Origin of the sequence: Neobacillus sedimentimangrovi (assembly GCF_010614825.1) — a bacterium.
Classification (GTDB): Bacteria; Bacillota; Bacilli; order Bacillales; family Cytobacillaceae; genus Neobacillus; species Neobacillus thermocopriae.
Genome location: NZ_JAAFZF010000010.1, coordinates 19745 through 38298, shown reverse-complemented (window position 1 = coordinate 38298; position 18554 = coordinate 19745). Strand labels below are relative to the sequence as shown.

The window sequence follows — 18554 nt, the reverse complement described above, 5'->3', positions numbered from 1 at the left end:
CTTACATTAACGGAATCGTCCAATAAAATAGAATATCAATGATAAAACAATACTTAAGACAATGGAAGTGACAATAGGGAAATAAAAAGTAGTATTCCCTTTTTTAATGACAATATCACCCGGCAGTTTTCCAAGGTTAATAAATGGCATGAGTAAACCAATCAAAAAAATAATTGCACCGATAATCATAAGTGTTTTTGAAAGGCCTGTCACGTTCTTTCACCTCCATGTCAAAATGGTATCGTTATTCGGCCCCATTAGGGACCCGGAATCTCCATGCCGAAATGCTGATACACTTTTGGGGTAACTATTCTTCCCCTTGGTGTCCGCTGAAGAAACCCAATTTGCAGTAAATACGGCTCATAGACATCTTCAATCGTTTCAGCTTCTTCTCCAATGGATGCTGCGATTGTATCAAGTCCGACCGGTCCACCTCGGAATTTTTCAATCATTCCTTTTAATAATTTATGGTCAATATGATCTAATCCCATACTATCCACCTGAAGCAGTTCAAGGGCTTCTTTAGCTAGTGCCAAACAAATCTCCCCGTCACCCTTTACTTGGGCAAAATCCCTCACTCTTCTAAGCAAGCGATTGGCAATCCTTGGGGTTCCCCTAGATCTCCGGGCAATTTCTGCGGCAGATTCATCATCTATTTCGGTTTCAAACAATTCTGCCGTTCGTTTGACAATATTTTTTAGTTCTTCTTCCTTATAATACTCGAGACGTCCCAAAACTCCAAATCGGTCCCTAAATGGTGCCGACAAAGCCCCTGCCCTTGTTGTAGCACCAACCAATGTAAATGGCGGTAAATCCAGTCTAACGGACCGGGCTGTGGGCCCTTTCCCGATCACAATATCAAGACAAAAGTCCTCCATCGCCGGATACAATACTTCTTCAATAGAACGGGACAGACGGTGTATTTCATCAATAAACAATACATCCCCCGGTTCAAGGGCTGTCAAAATCGCAGCTAAATCACCTGGCCTTTCAATGGCTGGTCCCGAGGTTGTACGTATATTTACATTCATTTCGTTGGCAATAATTACTGCAAGCGTTGTTTTCCCTAGCCCCGGGGGACCGTAAAGAAGCACATGGTCTAACGTTTCCTCCCGAAGCTTGGCCGCTTTAATAAAAATTTCTAAATTACCCTTCACCTGTTCCTGACCGATATATTGTTTTAATGTTTGAGGTCTCAGGCTTTGTTCAAAGCTGATCTCACTCTCATTTACTTCACTTGATATGATACGGTCTTCCATTTTATCACCTATTTCAAAAGCCGCTGCAGGGCCTTTTTAATGTATTGGTCTGTGGACAGCTGTTCTTTTCTTAATTCAGGTGAAATCTTTTTAATTTCTTTATCGGAATAACCAAGGGCTTTCAATGCAAGAATAGCCTCTTCCAATGCCGTGTTGTGCGTTTCTGTATGTACTGGAAGTTTATCAGCATTAAAGAGGTTCGGGAAATAATCGGGAACAATATCCTGGAGTTTCCCCTTCAAATCCAGAATCATTTGCCGTGCGGTTTTTTTACCGACTCCTGGAAATTTGACCAAAAAGCTTTCATCTTCATTTTCTATCGCATGAACCACCTGCTGTACTTCACCCGAAGCAAGAATCGCAAGCGCACCTTTTGGACCAATCCCCGAGACATTTAATAGCTTTGTAAATAGACGTTTTTCTTCTCGTGTCTCAAATCCGTATAAAGCCATTATGTCTTCTCGGACGTAATGATACGTATAAACAGTCACCATCGTGTTCATTTTGCCAGAATAGATAAACGGATTTGGAGTGGATATTTGATAACCAATTCCATTGTTTTCAATTACAATATATTCCGGCCCGACAAACTCGATAGTTCCTTTAATAAATTCAAACAAGACGACTCTCTCCCCTATTTTCCTGCTGCCCCTTTTGGGCGCATGACCTCATTCTAACATACAATTGAAAAGTAGATGAAGAAAATCGCTGCTAGAAAAAATACTTTCTTATCTCATAAAAAAAACAGGCTGATTCAATTAAAACCAGACTGTTTTATCAATAATCATTCTCTTTTCAGCGAATATGGCTTAAAAGTCTCTAAAACCTCCACATACCGGTCTTTATTTTTTATAGGAATTCCTTCTAGAAGTTCTTTTTGGGTTTTAAATTCCAGCTTTTTTACATCAATTTGAAAAAATGATTGGATAATTCTAGACCGATCAGGCCTTCCATTGAAAATCGTTAACACCCCATCATCCGTAATGCCAAAATATCCATTGGCCTTTAATAATGGGGATATATCATCTATTTGTTTGCGAAATACTACCGCCTTCTCGTCGCTACTTATCACTTTCCACTGATCGTACTTTGCCCAAAATTTTTCCTTGGACCAAACTGTCTCTTTCACAACTTCTTGACTTACTTCTCCATCTAAATATTCTCGTTCTAAAATAACTGTCATTTGCAGAGGTTCCTTTTTTGACTGTGGCTGCTTATCTAATTGAGCCATTGTTTTAGTCCTTTCCAATCCAAATACTAAAGAAAGCACTAATACGACAGCCAAACTACATCGAGAAGCTGACTTTCTGTTGAACCTCATGCTATTCACCTCTTACTTGTAAATAATAAACAATTTAACCACTATTAGTTTAGCCTTCATTTCTATTTTTATCCTCCATAGAAAATTGAATAGGAAGAGGAATACCGCGAACTTCTCATCTTTGACTAAATTAAAGTTGAACCAAATAGAAAATACCATGCCGGGCGCACATTAAAAGGGGCTGTCCGGAAAGTGGTATTTCAGCCGAAATCTTTATAAAAGCAAAACCCAAGAATGCTGTTAAATCAACATTCTTGGGTTTTTAATTTGGGTTCATTTTTCTCTTAAATGGACTTTTTAGACAGCCCCTTTTAATTATTAAGGCTCTGGCTGGCGTACTTCATTATTGATATTACGATCACGTCCCAGAGTCCCTTCATCGATTATCACATTTACTGGTCTGCCGTTTGTTAAAGTTCTTACCGCATTTTTTATATCTCTTTTCGTTTCAGCTGCCTTGCGATTATCAAATAATTTTACTGAAATCTCGACAGTATTACCATAAGCTACAGATCTAATACTCCGTACATTGTCAATCCTTCTAACCCGGCTACGAATTTGATCAGTTACATCCTCCTGATATCCTGGCTTCGTTACAGAACCGGTACCAATTGGTTTATTTAAATGGCCATGATAATTCGCATCACTTCTACTAAAACGGTTATCCCGCTGAAAAAAATTTCTATCGGTCTTGGCTAATGGGGTGGATGGATTTTTCGGATGTCCATTTTCGTCTTTTTCCTGCAGATTTCGTCGTCTAGTTTCATTAATTTCCTGGTCCTCTTCCCCAATAGTGTGATCCATTAATTCCGGTAAAGCACCATCATTATCTCTAATAATCCTATAGTTGTTATCAGGATGATTTTCATTTGAGTAATACCCTACCGGACCTATTGAGTTTTTATGACCATTATTATAAGCACTTTGGTCAGTATTATTGGCACAACCCGCTGCTCCCATAAGTGCAAGAACAGAAAAAGGAATCATCCACTGCTTTTTATTCAAGCAACTAACCCCCTTACATCATCCTGAGCATTTTTTTATGCTCAAATTTAGGTTGGTATTTTTGTGGGGGTTTCATTCTTGTATGTCCTCTAAATATTTTTTAATTGCTCAATAAATTGTTTCCTGATATTAAATTGCCCGATAGATAATTCAATAACATATTTTAATTTATTTGGATCAGAATATGTTTTTTCTCTAATAATTCGATTCCATTCTCGAAAAATATCAGCAGGGTAAGCCAAAGCATATAAAAACGCCCGATTCATTATATATTTCCTTATTTGTTTATATTTAGAAAGTCGCTCAAAAGACCAATTTAAGTGTGGTAAAAATCTGTTAGCCATTTGCAAATAGTCATAAGCAGGTGGCCCTATTTGAATGAGGTCAAAATCAATTAAAAATAATCGGCCACTTTCATCACGTAAAAAATTATGGTGAGCAACATCTCCATGTAAAATGACTTTAGCTTGTTGTTCAAGCAGATTTTGATTTTTTTCTAAATGACTTAGTGACCAACTTGCCCACGATATTATTTCTGAAATATACGGTTCTTTTATAAAAAAACAAATCGTTGGAAGATTATTTATAAAAATCTTGTATCTTTCTATCCATTTTCCTAATAGCTCCGCTTTTGGTAGTAAAGTTCGATAGCGAGCTTCAAAATTAGAGGTAATTTGATGAAATTCTTCCAGGAGTTTTAAAGCCTCTTTCCGATTTTGGAAAGTTTGATACGTAAACGCTATTTCATTAGGGGAAATATACTCTATACAAGCAAAATAAGTACCTTCGAATGTAAGCAGTTCTCCGCCCGGAGGATTTAAAAATTTGTATGTGTGGAAAAATCCTTCTTTTCTTAGGGTAGATGTAAAAGCATCATGAACTTTTAATTTATGATCTGACCGATATCCTTTTAAAATGCAGGTCATTTTTTGGGACTTTAAAAGGAAGACATCCTTTCGAATGGGTTTTAATTGCAGGTTATCCGTTAGAAATTTCGTTTTTAAATAAGAGAAGAGACGATCATAATAAGCATCGTCTCCCTTGTAATCCCTATTAACTGCTTTCATCTTCAAAACCTGATCCCATTGGTCCCATGCCATAAGGATTCATAAAAGGAGGCTGAATTGTATGATCAAATCCTGTTAATGGTGCGCTATAAATAGGAGGGGTTGGTGGTACAAAATTTTGTTGCTGTAGATCCGATTGTGTCTCCATTGGATTCCTGCTGCCACATCCGCAGTCACCACCTGCACCTGAGCCTACCGACATCCCTTGTGAAGGCTGGCTCATCTGCATCATTTGCTGCATTCCTCCTTCAGTTGAACCCAGTCCCATATGTCCCATCATTTGTGGAAATTCATAAGGCATTTGACCATCCCCCGCTGGCATTTGGCCATATCCTGCCTGCATTTGGTCATATCCCCCTGGCATTTGGCCATATCCCGCCTGCATTTGGTCATATCCCCCTGGCATTTGGCCATACCCTCCTGGCATTTGGCCATACCCTCCTGGCATTTGGCCATATCCTCCTGGCATTTGATCATAGCCTCCTGGCATTTGATCATATCCTCCTGGCATTTGGCCATATCCTCCTGACATTTGGTCATATCCTCCTGGCATTTGATCATAGCCTTCTGGCATTTGATCATATCCTCCTGGCATTTGGCCATATCCTCCTGGCATTTGGCCATATCCTCCTGGCATTTGGCCATATCCCGCTGGCATTTGGCCATACCCTCCTGGCATTTGGCCATATCCTCCTGGCATTTGGCCATATCCTCCTGGCATTTGGCCATATCCTCCTGGCATTTGACCATATCCCGCTGGCATTTGACCATATCCCGCTGGCATTTGGCCATATCCCGCTGGCATTTGGCCATATCCCGCTGGCATTTGGCCATATCCCGCTGGCATTTGGCCATATCCCGCTGGCATTTGGCCATAAGTGGATGGATCTATATATGGCATTGCTGGTTGAGAATCTTGCGTTTGCGCTCCCATCACTGCTCCAGGATTATATCCGGGATTCATTTCTGGTAATTGAGGCATAAATGCGGAAGATTCATCATCCATATTAGGCTGATTTGATGTTCCACCCATTGAAGGTGCTCCAGCCTGGGTTCCAGCCAGTGGCATTTCTCCTGCTGGGGAACCCGGTACATATCCTGGACCCATTGGCATCATATGGCCATGTTGATTTGAAAAATGGCCTACGATCGGAAAAACACCAAATGGAGGACAAAAACCAGACCCAGGCATAACTGGTGTAACAGGGACACATTGTTCTTGCATTGGCATTTCTGCAGGAGCCTCCATCATTGGCGGCGGAGATGGTACCGGATTTTCTTTCATTGGCACATCATTAACTTCAGGGAGTATATTCGGTTGTTCTACCTTCATTTTCTGCATATTCATTGTATAATAATTGCTTATATCTATTTCTGGTGCGATTTTTAGGGGCATTTTTGGGGTATACGGTTCTTTTGGTGTTTCCTTTAAGATAGGTTGTTCTTTTTCTATTGGTGCCTCTTTACTTGGAGTCTCCTTAATAGGAGCTTCCTTTTTAGGCACTTCCTTTGCTGGAACCTCTTTAGTTGGCATTTCTTTTATTGGTGCTTCCTTTTTTGGTTCCTCTTTCATTGGTATTTCTTTTTTCGGTACTTCCTTTATTGGAACTTCTTTTTTGGGCGTTTCTTTGATCGGTGCCATTTTAATTGGCGCTTCTTTCGTCGGTACTTCTTTTACTGGCTTTTCTTTAGCCTTAAAGTACTCCGAAAGTGGAATTTCTTTTTTCCCTCCTACACCCGGATTAGCACCAACATGGCTTTCTTTTTTTATCGATCCACCTGATGTTGGGATTTTTATTTTCATACCGGGCATAATCATATCAGGGTTACTGAGCTGTGTATTCATCTTTTTCAGCTCCTCAAAATTCACGCCGTACTTCTTGGCGATCTTCCAAAGAGTATCCCCTTTCTGTACGATATGGATCTTCACTCTGATTTCCCTCCTATGGAATAAGTCCATATAGTCTATGTTGAAATGGGCAAAGTGCTAACAATCTTCATAAAAACTTATGCTTTTTATTAAAAAATTATGTATGGGCTAGGGAGGAAAAGACTAGTCCTGTCGTTATATACAAAAATAGATGTAATCAAAATGATTACATCTTTTTGCAATCATTCATTATGAAATTCGAAGCATCCGATCTAGAGCTAATTTTGCATCACGAGCAATATCTTGACTTACCTGGATCCTATTTTGTACGTTGCCTTCCTCGATGGAATCCAGACACCAAACTAAATGCGGGAGGTCAATCCGATTCATCGTTAAACATGGGCACATATGTGGATTTAATGAAATAATATGTTTATCAGGATGATTTTTGATTAGTCTGTTAACCAAATTCATCTCCGTCCCTATAGCCCAAGAAGAACCAGGCTCTGCTTTCTCAATGGCATTAATAATATAACTGGTTGACCCCGACAGATCTGCTAATTCTACAACCTCCCTGCGGCATTCTGGATGGACAATGATTTTCATCTCCGGATATTTACGGCGGGTATCATACACATTTTGGACGGTAAAGTTTTCATGTACGGAACAATGCCCTTTCCAAAGAATCACTTTAACCCGTGAAATATCTCCCTCATATTCAAGGTTGTCCTCGATTGGATTCCATATGGCCATTTCATCTAAACTAACACCCAAATTGACTGCCGTATTTCTACCTAAATGCTGATCAGGTAAAAATAGTATGCGTTCTTTCTGTTCGAATGCCCAAGTAACCATTTTTTCTGCATTGGATGAAGTTACCGTCGCACCGCCATGAGAACCAACGAACGCTTTAATAGAAGCTGTTGAATTGACATAAGTTAAAGGAAGAATGGTGTCTCCAAAAATCTCCTGCAGTTTTTTCCATGCTCTTTCTGTTTGCTGGATATTAGCCATATCTGCCATCGAACAGCCTGCACGCATATCAGGCAAGAAAACCTTTTGATTCTGACTGGTTAATATATCAGCGGTTTCTGCCATAAAATGAACGCCGCAAAAAACAATAAATTCAGCATCCTTGTTTTCAGCAGACAATTGTGCCAGCTTTAATGAATCTCCCGTTGCATCAGCAAACTGGATGACTTCATCCTTTTGATAGTGATGACCAGGGATATAAAGTCGCTTGCCCAGCTTTTCCTTAACTTCTGCCACCCGCTCCTCCAGCTTTTTTTGTGACATTTGCTTGTATCTTTCAGGAATCATCTTATTGGTTTGTAAAGTTGCCAACAAGCTCATACTATTCCTCTCCTTTCTCCCACAAAACTTTTACACTTATATCCAATGCTTGATAGGAATGAGTTAAAAATCCTAGTGAAATGTAATTTACCCCGGTGTCGCGGTAATTCGCTAAGTTATTTAATTGAATACCGCCTGATGCCTCGGTAATAATTTCTGGTGGTACCAATTTGATTAATTCCTTTATTTCATCCGGTGTCCGGTTATCAAACATGATCACATCCACACCTGCTTGTACTGCTTCAATCGTTTGTTTCTCCGTTTCAACTTCTACTTCCACTTTCACCATATGGCCTACCTGTTTTCGAACAGTTTCTACAGCATGGCGAATTGAACCAGCGAAGGAAATATGGTTATCTTTGATCATTACCCCATCATATAAACCAAAGCGATGATTATATCCACCCCCACAGCGAACCGCATACTTTTCAAGCATCCGCAAGCCTGGAGTTGTTTTTCTCGTATCACAAATTTTAGTAAAATCACTATTAAGAGTTTGCACTGCCCTATGGGTTAATGTCGCAATGCCGCTCATTCGCTGGATTAGATTTAGTACCACTCTTTCACCTTTAAGCAAGTCGCTAATTTTCCCCGATACGCGGGCAATATGCTGGCCATTTTCAATTGGTGTGCCGTCTTTTACAAGTACTACCGTTTGGATTTCCGAATTTAATAGCTGAAATCCAGTATGAATAATTTCTTCACCACAAAAAATCCCATTATCCTTTGCTAGAAAAACAATTTCCCCCCTCGTATTGTCTGAAAAAATTAAATCTGTCGTCATATCTTGGTCGCCAATGTCTTCAATAAAAAAACTTTCAAGTAGTGAGCGCAGTTTCAATTTGTTCATAGCGTTTCTCCATTTCCCGTTTTTGTTGCTGAATAATTGATTTCCTTAACCACCTTTCATTATCTTCTGCCGGAAAATCAATGCGGTAATGACCGCCACGGCTTTCCGTCCTCTTTAACGCCGCTTCAGTTATGAGGTTGGCAGTTATTAACATAAAAATCTTGGTTAATTCAGAAATTGAATAATGATCAAGGGAGCTAATTTCTTCAAGTTTGAATTGTTCTAGCCACTTTTTCTGTTTTTTCAAAGACATTTCGCTACGGACGATTCCGACCCGTTCCATCATTAAATCTTGTATTTCCTGGATGTCCGGCAATTTACGTGACCATTGACAGCCTTTTTTATGATTAGGAACCTCAATCTCAATAGGATCTTGTTGTACTGTATTCAACCATTCTGCTAATTTTTTCCCTTGATATAATCCTTCTAACAACGAATTACTAGCAAGTCGGTTGGCACCATGTAACCCCGTACAAGCAGCTTCCCCGATTGCATATAATCCCGGTATCGACGTACGGCCAATCAAATCGGTTTTAATCCCGCCCATCAAGAAATGACTACCTGGTACAATTGGAATCTTTCCTTTTGTCAAATCCACTTCATGTTTTTCACAAAGTTCCGTTATTTGTGGGAACCTATCCTTAAAATTTTTTATACTAGTAATATCCAAATAAACCTGACTGCCTTTTTTTACATATTCGTGGATGGTTTGTGAAACAATATGCCTCGGAGCAAGGTCTTTAAATGGATGGACACCTTCCATAATAAGTGTACCATTCTCATCCACTAGGATTGCTCCTTCTCCTCTTACGGCCTCTGATATAAGTCCTTTTGTGTCTCCATTCACAAACAAAAGCGTCGGGTGGAATTGTATAAACTCCATATCAATGATCTCAGCCCCTGCCAGATAAGCCAAGGCGATCCCATCCCCAGTTACTGTTTTGGCATTGGAAGAATATTTGTACAATTGACCACAACCACCGCTAGCCAAGATAATATGATTCCCATAATAAATCTCCTGGCTTTCGTCCTGCCGTTTTACTTTGACACCAATGCAACGGGTTCCCTCACTATTTAAAACTAATTCATAGGCAAAACTATCCTCTTCTACTTTCAAATTTGGCGGAAGTTTTTCAATTAAATATTCACTCAAATTTTTCCCTGTTGCATCTCCACCCGAATGGACAATCCTGTGTTCTCTATGTGCACCTTCCATCCCTAAAGAGAGCTCACCTTTTGAGTCCTTATCAAACACATTTCCTTTTCCGGAAATATCCTGAATCAATGATGGTGCTTCAAATATGATTTGTTTAGCAGCTTCAAGTTGATTGTGGAACCGGCCTGCCTCCAACGTATCAGTTAAGTGCTTTGACGGATGGTCATTCACTCCGATGGCGGCTGCAATCCCACCTTGAGCCAAGTATGAATTCGATCTTCTTAGTTTTGATTTTGTGAGAAGTCTCACATTTTTATCCTCATTCAAATAAACAGCTAGCTGTAAAGCAGCTACCCCACTACCGATAATGATTACATCAGCCTTTATCATGTGTAGGCCCTCCTGAATTTACAGGTGTCTTGACATATATATTTACACATAATTAAACTAAAAACAAGAGGTTAATAGAAAAATAGTATTGGAGAATGGATATGGTCTATTTTGATTATGCTGCTACAACCCCTTTAGATAAGGATTGTACCGAGGTATATGTAAAGGTTTCAACAGAATTCTTTGGAAATTCCAATAGTCTTCACGATAGAGGTGGCCAAGCTGCTGACATCCTGGAAAACTGCCGCGCAGAATTAGCCCGACTTTTAGGGGTTCGCAAACAAAGTCTTTATTTTACTAGTGGCGGTTCTGAAGGAAATTTTTTAGCAATAGAAGCGTTATTATCTTCTGAAAAAAAGAAAGGAAAACATATCATAGCTGGGATGGCTGAACATTATTCTATTCATGGAACTCTAAGACGGTTGAAAGAGCTAGGGTATGAAATTACGTATTTACCTTATACTTCAAGCGGATTGATTGATCCTGAAGTTTTTCAAAAATCCATTCAACCAGAAACCGTTTTGGCCATCGTTCAGCATGTAAATTCAGAGATCGGTACCATACAGCCTATCCAAGAAATCGGAGAAATTTGCCGGAACCATAATATATTTTTGCATTGTGACGCGGTCCAGTCATTCGGAAAAATCAATTTAAGTTCCATTGTGCCATATGTAAGCAGTTTTTCTTTTTCGGGGCATAAAATTTATGGTCCAAAGGGTATTGGTGGGGTTTACATCGATCCGTTCATTGACTGGAAACCATTTTTTCCCGGAACCTCACATGAAAAAGGATTCCGTCCTGGCACAGTAAATGTTCCTGGAATTGCGGCAATGACGGTTGCTGCTCAAAAAATTTTCGAAAGAGCTCAATCAGATTATGACCGATTTATACAATTACGAAACTCCTTTATTACAGCACTGGAGCCAATTATAGATCGGGTAAAGATTTACCAGGCCCCTATAAATCATCAGCTTCCTAGTATCCTGGGCATGAGTGTTACTGGGATTGAGGGGCAATGGATCATGTTGGAATGCAATCGTTTAGGATTTGAAATTTCGACAGGAAGTGCTTGCCATGTTGGGATGCAGTCGCCAGCAATGATAACTAAAGCATTAGGGTTAGATAGGAATGAAGCAAAAGAATTTATTCGTATTTCTTTTGGTCAGATGACAACAGAGGAAGATGTTAAGAAATTAGCAAATGGTATTGTCAGAATTGTGGAGAATTATCCAGGCTCAGTAGTTATTTAATAAGCAGTATGTATGTTAGAATAGGATAACAGAGATGTTCTAGGAGGAGTTATATGACAGAGCAAAAGAAAATTTTAGGGGAGGAAAGAAGAGCCTTCCTATTACAACTATTAAAGGAGAGCGACACCCCGCTTACAGGAAGTGACCTGGCTTCTAGGACAAATGTAAGTAGACAAGTTATTGTAGGTGACATTACACTGCTGAAGGCAAAAAATGAGCCGATCATTGCCACAAGCCAGGGGTATATGTACTTGAAACAAAACAACGGTACTCTCGTATATGAAAAAACGATTGCCTGTCGCCATACACCAAATGAAGCTGAAAATGAGCTGAATATTCTTGTCGATCATGGAGTGACGGTGAAGGATGTCAAAATTGAACATGCCGTCTATGGAGATCTTACTGCTTCCATAATGGTTTCAAATAGGCAGGAGGTTAAGCAGTTTTTGGAAAAACTCAGGAAAACAAATGCTTCCTTATTGTCTGAATTAACAGGAGGGGTACATCTTCATACAATCACAGCAAGCAATAAGTCGGTTTTAGATAAGGCTGAAACTGCACTTAAGGAAGCCGGCATATTATTGGAATCTTAAAAGGGGCAGTCCAGAAAGTCGTATTTTCGACGTCTGTATGCCCCCTTTTTATGCTTCAAAATTTGCATTTGTACAATTTTGTTTACCGGATTTTAGTTTATTATACATACAATTGATTTTCCCAAATTCTTAATCTAATCCGATATTCACTGAGGGGTAACTTCCGAGTACCTTGACACCACATCCAAGTGCTTCCAGTTCAGCAATCGCTCCAGGAATTAACACTTCATCCAGTTTCATTTCCAGATCAATAATAAAAAAGTAATTTCCGATACCAGTTTTCATTGGCCTTGATTCGATTTTCGAAAGGTCCAGTTTCCTCCAAGCAAATGCAGAAAGCACCTGATGAAGCGCACCAGCCTGATTAGAAGGAAGTGTCACCATTAACGTCGTTTTCCAATGTGTGGACCCACTTAAAGCCGCAAAATCAAAATTCTTTTGAGTTGCCAATATTACAAACCGAGTATGGTTATGATCGAAATCATGAATATTTCTTTTGACAATGGAAAGTCCATACTCTTCTGCAGCCAATTCATTGGCAATGGCCGCAATATTTTGCATCGGTGTTTCCTTGACCAGCTGTGCAGCTGCCGCGGTAGAAGACACACTTTCAAACGGCACTCCTTTTAGATGATGATGTAAAAATTTATAGCACTGAGCAATCGCATGGGAATGGCTATACACCCTTGACACCTGTTGCCAGTTCTCCGCATTTTCGGGATGCACCATCAAATGCTGCTTAATAGGAAGAGTAACCTCTCCGACAATAGGAATTTGTACCACATGTGTTAAATAATCAAGGGTAATATTAACCGAACCCTCTAAAGCATTTTCTAATGGAACGACGGCTAAATCCACTTGTCCCTCCACTACTGCATCCATACACTCTGGAATCGTTTGAAAAGGGAACGGAGTAAATCCCGAAAATACCTTTTTGACTGCTAATTCTGTAAATGTTGCCTTTGGTCCTAAATAACCTACATTCAAAACTCTCTACTCCCTTTGCCATAATTAAATAAATTTTCAGAAATAAATAAACAAAAAAGTACTAGTGCCCCTGTAACGGTGTATAGCTAATGCTTTTACGATCGACCCTCCCTTATGGAGCTCCTACTGAATGATAAAGAAAAAACGAAGAACTAGAGGTAATTCGTTATAAATCATAGGGAGGCATCCTACCGACAGGGCACTTGTACTAACCATTCGCGAATCGAAAAAATCTTTCTGATCGTTAAAAAGAAAGCTGAGAGCCTTCACAAGTGGATAAATGTCCACTATGCGCCTGTTCCCAGCACTTCTACCTTTTCAACAAATTCAAGTTTTCTCAGTTCCGAAAGTAAATCATCAATATCATTGGTCATTCCTGCCGTATTTAAAGAAAGAGTTACGTTCGCTCGGCCCTGGAGCGGAATCGTTTGGTGTATTGTTAAGATATTGCAGCCTGATAAAGCAACCACACTTAACAATTTTGATAGGGTACCCGAGCGATCCTCCAAATGGAAAAATAACGAGATGATCCGTTCCTTCGTAACCGCGGAAAAAGAAAAAACAGTGTCCCTATATTTATAAAATGCACTTCTACTTAAATCAACCTTTTGAACTGCTTCTCCAATTGACTCGGCTTTGCCTCGCTCGAGTAAATCCTTAGCTTCAATCGTTTTTTTCATTGCTTCGGATAAGACATCCTCACGGACCAAATAAAATTTTTTCTCAGTGTGATCCATTCTTATCTACCTACCCTTAGGGAACCTGCATTATTCAATAAATTCAAATTCAAAATCTAACAGCTTTACAATATCCCCGTCTTTTGCCCCTCTTTGTCTTAAAGCGTCGTCCACTCCAAGTCCTCGAAGCTGGCGGGCAAAACGACGCACTGATTCATCTCTTGAAAAATCGGTCATTTTGAATAATTTTTCTAATTTTTCACCAGAAAGAACAAAAGAGCCGTCCGGATCGCGAGTAATAGTAAATGGTTCCGTTTCTGTCTCATGTTTGTATACCACACGGTGAACGCCCGATTCTTCCTCTTCATGCTGAAGTGGAAATTCCGGCGTTTCTTCTATTTTATCAGCAATGGCAAACAATAGCTCACGCAAACCTTTTCTCGAAATTGCAGAAATTGGAAAAATCATATAATCATCTTGAAGTTTTTCTTTAAATTTTTTTAAATTCTCTTCTGCCTCTGGCATATCCATCTTATTTGCTACAATGATTTGCGGGCGCTCCGTCAAGCGAAGATTGTATTCCTTTAATTCTCGGTTAATCGTCAAGAAATCCTCGTAAGGATCTCTACCCTCCATGGCAGCCATATCAATAACATGAACTATGACCCTTGTCCGTTCAATATGTCGTAAAAACTGATGTCCTAGGCCGACACCTGCATGTGCCCCTTCAATCAATCCTGGAAGATCGGCCATAACGAAGCTTCTCCCATCTTCAGTTTCTACCACGCCTAGGTTTGGAACAATGGTAGTGAAGTGATACTCAGCAATTTTTGGGCGAGCGGAAGATACGACTGACAATAGGGTTGATTTACCAACACTAGGGAAACCAACTAGTCCGACATCCGCCAGTAATTTTAGTTCTAAAATTACATCCCGCTCCTGACCTGGTTCCCCATTTTCAGCGATTTCTGGTGCTGGATTAGCAGGTGTGGCAAAGCGGATATTTCCTCGTCCACCGCGACCTCCTTTAGCAATTACGGCCCTTTGACCATGTTCTACCAAGTCAGCAATAACCTCTTTTGTTTCTGCGTCCATAACAACTGTCCCAGGAGGTACTTTAACAATCATATCCTTCGCTCCTCGGCCATGCTGGCCCTTGGACATGCCATGCTCTCCGCGAGGTGCTTTAAAATGGCGTTGATAACGGAAATCCATTAACGTCCGTAATCCTTCATCCACTTCAAATACGACGTCCGCACCTTTCCCGCCGTCACCTCCAGCAGGACCTCCCTTTGGGACATATTTTTCACGGCGGAACGCGACCATCCCATTTCCTCCGTCGCCGCCTTTCACATAAATTTTCACTTGATCGACAAACATTTTCTTTCATCCTCCTGTCTGGATGGAAAAATAACTGATGATTGCAATGAGAGACTCGAAAGCCTTAATATCCCAGCCTATAAAGCTGGTAGAAAGGACTCTAATGTGAGTTCATTTTCGGTGAATTCTTTGATCTCAAGTTCCATATCCGGTACATATGTTTGATCAAGGAATTGTTCAATCAATTTTCTATTTATTATTATCCCGCTAAAGTCAAAAAAGAAACGAATTCCATCAGATTGCGGTTCAATCGTGATGGATAAATGGTTTTCCTGAAAAACCTCTACCGATTGATCCAAACAAGTAAAAAAAGAGCTGGTCCAATCCGTTAGGGCTTTATCATTTACAGTTATGTATTCTGGATCTTCAAAAATCTCGTATTCAAGTTGAAAGGAGCGGTTTTCCCAATTCGTTCGCAGCAATAAAGTAACAAATTGCGGCATTGGTAAATTTGAGAGCTTCGTCTCATGCTGGGCTTCGATCACAATCTGATTAATGACTTCTTTTGCCCGTTCAATTCGATTTAAATCTAAGTTTCCCTTAATGAGCTGCAGCTTGTTTAACCAGTCATGCCTCGAGTGCCGCAAAATCTCGATCATATCCCATTCTTTCTCCATACCGTACTCTCCCAATTTATTATCGGAAAACTGTTTGCTGATAGTATATCAAAAAAACAACCTATAGTAAGCAATTTTATATAATTACAGGGGTAAATGCTCCATTTATGAAATATTCACTCTTGCATTAGTGGAAGTTTTTTCCTTTATCACAGAAAAAGAAAACCCTAACCAGCTTGGTTAGAGTTTTCAATCAACTTAAGCTTCTTGAGCTACAGGATAAACACTTACTCTCTTACGATCACGACCTACGCGCTCAAACTTAACCACGCCGTCGATCTTAGCAAATAGAGTATCGTCGCCACCACGGCCAACGTTTACACCTGGATAAATCTTTGTACCGCGTTGACGATAAAGAATAGAACCACCAGTAACGAACTGACCATCTGCACGCTTCGCACCAAGACGCTTCGCGATAGAGTCACGTCCGTTCTTTGTAGAACCTACTCCCTTTTTAGATGCAAACAGCTGAAGATCCAATTTTAATAGCATTTATTCCACCTCCTGCTTTTTGAAGGTTATTTTCATGTGCTCACCATACTCTTCTTCAATCGTCTGTAAGGAAACTATCATACCCTCGAGAAGAAGCTGTACTTTCTCTTGGATGTTTTCCGAAAGGTCTTTCGGAAGAACACAGCGGAGAAAGCCATCGCCTTGTTCAATCTCTGGAGTCACACCAGTCAAGGCATGAACAGCATTGATTGTACCGATGGACACAGCAGATACACCTGCACAAACAATGTCCTTGCCCCGCTCGGCAAAAAAGGCATGACCACTAATGACAAACGAATGAATCGAATGGGACTCCGTCCGATAAAACGTAACGTTGATCATCTATAAAACCCATTACCTTACGCGTTGATTTTTTCGATAACAACTTTAGTGTAAGGTTGACGATGACCTTGCTTTTTACGTTGGTTTTTCTTCGCTTTGTACTTGAAAACGATAATTTTCTTTTGACGGCCTTGTTTTTCAACTTTCGCTGTAACAGTAGCACCTTCAACAACAGGGTTTCCTACCTTTACAGTTTCACCGCCAACGAAAAGAACCTTGTCAAAAGTAACTGTATCGCCAGCTTCTGCATTTAATTTTTCAATGTAGATTGCTTGGCCTTCTTCGACTTTAAGTTGCTTACCGCCAGTTTCGATAATTGCGTACATGAACTGCACCTCCTTATAAACTCAGACTCGCCAAACACAGGCGTTTATGCTAGGCATAAATCTTAAAACCTGGTCTGTGCGGTTGTAGCACAGGTGCTACAAACATAACGTTACAATCTTAACATGTTATAAGAAATCATGTCAATATTAATCGAATGTTTTTTGGGATATTTCCCGCTCATCGCCAAATTGTTTCAAGATATAATAGTGATGGGTAGAAGGCTTAGTCAAGAAATATACTTTTAGTTGAAGTGATTGTTCTAAAAAGTCTTTATGGGACGATAATGCCGTCCTCACTTCTTCGGTAGTTTCCACTAAAACAGCTTCAAATTCAGAATGACGGTGTTCCAATAGCTCGCGTTCAAGGCGGAAAGCGACAGTCTCTGCGCTTAGTATTCGTCCGGTGCCTTCGCAAACTGGGCATTTTTCCTGCATGGCTTCAGATAAAGTGATTTTCGTTTTCTTTCTTGTTAGTTGAAGAATGCCAAGAGGAGTAAACCCGATCAGTTTTGTCTGCTTTTCATCTTTTTTCAATTCGGCTGCCATTGTGTCTAGGATGAGCTGCTTGTCCTTTTCACGGCTCATATCAATAAAATCAATTAAAACTATTCCACCGATGTCACGAAGACGAAGTTGACGTACAATTTCACGAGCAGCAAGCTGATTCGTTCTAACGACGGTTTCCTGATAATCCGCTTTGCCCGAAAATTTCCCGGTATTGACATCAATGATCGTTAATGCCTCTGTTTCATCAAAAATCAAATAGGCTCCATGATCTAACCAGACAATCCTTTTTAATGCTTTATTGATTTCATGCTCTATTCGGTGTGTCGAAAAAATATTTTCTTTTCCATTATAATAGCTACATGTAACCCGCGCATTTTTCTCCTCAAGTAATTTCTTTATGGACAAGTCATCGACAATCACTTCCCCAGAGGACATACGTAACACTTGGTTAATAATCATTTCGGTAAAACTGTCTTTTTGAACGAGTACACCTGGCTTTTTTAAATGGCCTGCTTTATGCAGTATATCCTGATAGGTAATGCGCAATTGATCGATTTCTTTTTGAATTTCTTCTTCTGTACACGTCAAAGAAGATGTTCGAAAAATCAACCCTTCCTCTTCTGTTTTTAAACGTCCTCCCAAGTTGCGAAGGGCTGTTTTTTTCGATTCATCTGCAATTTTTTTCGATACTGCCACATATTGACCTTTAGGTAGATAAATTAGATTTTGTCCTTGGATCTCTATAATTCCTGTTACTTTCGGGCCTTTTGTACCAGTGGCATCCTTTTCGACCTGTACGAGCAATTTTTCCCCTTGGTGGACGAACGAAGAAATATTGCCTCCTTTTTCTTTTGCTAATGTGTAAGAGGGGATCTGGTTACGATGCAAATACGCATTTTTTTCTTCTCCAATATCGATGAAAACCGCATTCATTCCAGGCAAAACCTTTGTTACCGTCCCATAATAAATATTACCGACCAGAGAACGTTCTTCTGGCCGGTCAAATACAATCTTTTCTACTCGGTTATTGCGCAGGTAGGCAAATCTTTTTTCGGTTGAATGATAGTTTATGATTAATGTTTCCAAACTGCCGGCCTCACTTTAATAAAATA

Annotated in this window: 19 protein-coding genes, 2 pseudogenes and 1 other annotated feature; of the genes and pseudogenes, 3 read left to right on the top strand and 18 right to left on the bottom strand. The window is 39.9% G+C overall.

Annotated elements, in window-relative coordinates:
* Positions 1-6 precede the first annotated feature (6 nt).
* The 6 genes from GZA11_RS05815 to GZA11_RS05790 all read right to left on the bottom strand — a co-directional run bounded on the left by GZA11_RS05815 (position 7) and on the right by GZA11_RS05790 (position 4652).
* Entirely contained in the window at positions 7-213 is a 207-nt protein-coding gene (locus tag GZA11_RS05815; RefSeq protein WP_038536457.1) for a DUF2905 domain-containing protein, read from the bottom strand.
* A 44-nt stretch (positions 214-257) separates the two neighbouring features.
* Positions 258-1259 (bottom strand): Holliday junction branch migration DNA helicase RuvB, encoded by a 1002-nt coding sequence (gene ruvB, locus GZA11_RS05810; protein WP_038536460.1) that lies wholly within the window; start codon positions 1257-1259, stop codon positions 258-260.
* A gap of 8 nt (positions 1260-1267) precedes the next feature.
* The gene (gene ruvA, locus GZA11_RS05805; protein WP_038536463.1) at positions 1268-1879 is read right to left on the bottom strand and encodes a Holliday junction branch migration protein RuvA; all 612 of its coding nucleotides are present in this window, start codon (positions 1877-1879) and stop codon (positions 1268-1270) included.
* A gap of 164 nt (positions 1880-2043) precedes the next feature.
* The gene (locus GZA11_RS05800) at positions 2044-2580 is read right to left on the bottom strand and encodes a BofC C-terminal domain-containing protein (RefSeq protein WP_038536466.1); all 537 of its coding nucleotides are present in this window, start codon (positions 2578-2580) and stop codon (positions 2044-2046) included.
* A gap of 318 nt (positions 2581-2898) precedes the next feature.
* Entirely contained in the window at positions 2899-3585 is a 687-nt protein-coding gene (locus GZA11_RS05795; RefSeq protein ID WP_081905060.1) for a YhcN/YlaJ family sporulation lipoprotein, read from the bottom strand.
* An 89-nt stretch (positions 3586-3674) separates the two neighbouring features.
* Entirely contained in the window at positions 3675-4652 is a 978-nt protein-coding gene (locus tag GZA11_RS05790) for an aminoglycoside phosphotransferase family protein (protein ID WP_038541826.1), read from the bottom strand.
* A 1358-nt stretch (positions 4653-6010) separates the two neighbouring features.
* Here GZA11_RS05790 and GZA11_RS17035 point away from each other — a divergent pair.
* A pseudogene (locus GZA11_RS17035) lies at positions 6011-6280 on the top strand (pentapeptide repeat-containing protein); the annotation flags it as partial.
* Between the two features lie 167 nt (positions 6281-6447).
* Here the strand turns inward: GZA11_RS17035 and safA are convergent.
* The 4 genes and pseudogenes from safA to nadB all read right to left on the bottom strand — a co-directional run.
* A pseudogene (safA, locus tag GZA11_RS17030) lies at positions 6448-6612 on the bottom strand (SafA/ExsA family spore coat assembly protein); the annotation flags it as partial.
* Positions 6613-6771: 159 nt separating this feature from the next.
* Entirely contained in the window at positions 6772-7875 is a 1104-nt protein-coding gene (gene nadA / locus GZA11_RS05780) for a quinolinate synthase NadA (protein WP_163183188.1), read from the bottom strand.
* Position 7876: 1 nt separating this feature from the next.
* Entirely contained in the window at positions 7877-8725 is an 849-nt protein-coding gene (nadC, locus tag GZA11_RS05775) for a carboxylating nicotinate-nucleotide diphosphorylase (protein WP_038536470.1), read from the bottom strand.
* Complete coding sequence (gene nadB, locus GZA11_RS05770; RefSeq protein ID WP_163183187.1) at positions 8694-10271, bottom strand: L-aspartate oxidase; 1578 nt, start codon at positions 10269-10271, stop codon at positions 8694-8696. Before nadB ends, nadC begins: the two co-directional genes overlap by 32 nt.
* 101 nt (positions 10272-10372) lie before the next feature.
* Here nadB and GZA11_RS05765 point away from each other — a divergent pair, with 101 nt between their 5' ends.
* Positions 10373-11521, top strand: coding sequence for an IscS subfamily cysteine desulfurase (locus tag GZA11_RS05765; RefSeq protein WP_163183186.1), 1149 nt, complete (start codon positions 10373-10375; stop codon positions 11519-11521).
* 53 nt (positions 11522-11574) lie between these two features.
* Positions 11575-12114, top strand: coding sequence for a transcription repressor NadR (locus tag GZA11_RS05760; protein ID WP_038536475.1), 540 nt, complete (start codon positions 11575-11577; stop codon positions 12112-12114).
* Positions 12115-12243: 129 nt separating this feature from the next.
* Here GZA11_RS05760 and pheA read toward each other — a convergent pair whose 3' ends face one another.
* From pheA to GZA11_RS05720, 8 genes are all read right to left on the bottom strand, one after another.
* Complete coding sequence (gene pheA / locus GZA11_RS05755; protein WP_163183185.1) at positions 12244-13101, bottom strand: prephenate dehydratase; 858 nt, start codon at positions 13099-13101, stop codon at positions 12244-12246.
* A gap of 287 nt (positions 13102-13388) precedes the next feature.
* Positions 13389-13838 (bottom strand): ACT domain-containing protein, encoded by a 450-nt coding sequence (locus tag GZA11_RS05750; RefSeq protein WP_200878222.1) that lies wholly within the window; start codon positions 13836-13838, stop codon positions 13389-13391.
* A 30-nt stretch (positions 13839-13868) separates the two neighbouring features.
* The gene (obgE, locus tag GZA11_RS05745) at positions 13869-15158 is read right to left on the bottom strand and encodes a GTPase ObgE (protein ID WP_038536481.1); all 1290 of its coding nucleotides are present in this window, start codon (positions 15156-15158) and stop codon (positions 13869-13871) included.
* 77 nt (positions 15159-15235) lie between these two features.
* Positions 15236-15775: a sporulation initiation phosphotransferase B gene (locus tag GZA11_RS05740; protein ID WP_038536484.1), complete on the bottom strand. Its 540-nt coding sequence runs from the start codon at positions 15773-15775 to the stop codon at positions 15236-15238.
* A 198-nt stretch (positions 15776-15973) separates the two neighbouring features.
* Positions 15974-16267, bottom strand: a complete 294-nt coding sequence (gene rpmA / locus GZA11_RS05735) for a 50S ribosomal protein L27 (RefSeq protein ID WP_038536486.1) — start codon at positions 16265-16267, stop codon at positions 15974-15976.
* Positions 16268-16609 carry a ribosomal-processing cysteine protease Prp gene (locus tag GZA11_RS05730; RefSeq protein ID WP_038536488.1) on the bottom strand — a complete coding sequence of 114 codons (342 nt, stop codon included), beginning with the start codon at positions 16607-16609 and terminating at the stop codon, positions 16268-16270. It abuts the gene before it with no gap.
* Positions 16610-16626: 17 nt separating this feature from the next.
* Positions 16627-16935: a 50S ribosomal protein L21 gene (gene rplU / locus GZA11_RS05725; RefSeq protein ID WP_038536490.1), complete on the bottom strand. Its 309-nt coding sequence runs from the start codon at positions 16933-16935 to the stop codon at positions 16627-16629.
* Positions 16936-16948: 13 nt separating this feature from the next.
* Positions 16949-17029 (bottom strand) — a sequence feature (ribosomal protein L21 leader region).
* A gap of 53 nt (positions 17030-17082) precedes the next feature.
* Positions 17083-18528 (bottom strand): Rne/Rng family ribonuclease, encoded by a 1446-nt coding sequence (locus tag GZA11_RS05720; RefSeq protein WP_163183184.1) that lies wholly within the window; start codon positions 18526-18528, stop codon positions 17083-17085.
* Positions 18529-18554: the final 26 nt, after the last annotated feature.

What these genes read in the sequence shown, in the direction of transcription:
- ruvB (WP_038536460.1), bottom strand. Translation starts at nt 1,259, where the DNA reads ATGGAAGACCGTATCATATCAAGTGAAGTAAATGAGAGTGAGATCAGC.
- GZA11_RS05800 (WP_038536466.1), bottom strand. Translation starts at nt 2,580, where the DNA reads ATGAGGTTCAACAGAAAGTCAGCTTCTCGATGTAGTTTGGCTGTCGTA.
- GZA11_RS05790 (WP_038541826.1), bottom strand. Translation starts at nt 4,652, where the DNA reads ATGAAAGCAGTTAATAGGGATTACAAGGGAGACGATGCTTATTATGAT.
- nadA (WP_163183188.1), bottom strand. Translation starts at nt 7,875, where the DNA reads ATGAGCTTGTTGGCAACTTTACAAACCAATAAGATGATTCCTGAAAGA.
- nadC (WP_038536470.1), bottom strand. Translation starts at nt 8,725, where the DNA reads ATGAACAAATTGAAACTGCGCTCACTACTTGAAAGTTTTTTTATTGAA.
- nadB (WP_163183187.1), bottom strand. Translation starts at nt 10,271, where the DNA reads ATGATAAAGGCTGATGTAATCATTATCGGTAGTGGGGTAGCTGCTTTA.
- GZA11_RS05765 (WP_163183186.1), top strand. Translation starts at nt 10,373, where the DNA reads ATGGTCTATTTTGATTATGCTGCTACAACCCCTTTAGATAAGGATTGT.
- GZA11_RS05760 (WP_038536475.1), top strand. Translation starts at nt 11,575, where the DNA reads ATGACAGAGCAAAAGAAAATTTTAGGGGAGGAAAGAAGAGCCTTCCTA.
- GZA11_RS05750 (WP_200878222.1), bottom strand. Translation starts at nt 13,838, where the DNA reads ATGGATCACACTGAGAAAAAATTTTATTTGGTCCGTGAGGATGTCTTA.
- obgE (WP_038536481.1), bottom strand. Translation starts at nt 15,158, where the DNA reads ATGTTTGTCGATCAAGTGAAAATTTATGTGAAAGGCGGCGACGGAGGA.
- GZA11_RS05740 (WP_038536484.1), bottom strand. Translation starts at nt 15,775, where the DNA reads ATGGAGAAAGAATGGGATATGATCGAGATTTTGCGGCACTCGAGGCAT.
- rpmA (WP_038536486.1), bottom strand. Translation starts at nt 16,267, where the DNA reads ATGCTATTAAAATTGGATCTTCAGCTGTTTGCATCTAAAAAGGGAGTA.
- GZA11_RS05730 (WP_038536488.1), bottom strand. Translation starts at nt 16,609, where the DNA reads ATGATCAACGTTACGTTTTATCGGACGGAGTCCCATTCGATTCATTCG.
- rplU (WP_038536490.1), bottom strand. Translation starts at nt 16,935, where the DNA reads ATGTACGCAATTATCGAAACTGGCGGTAAGCAACTTAAAGTCGAAGAA.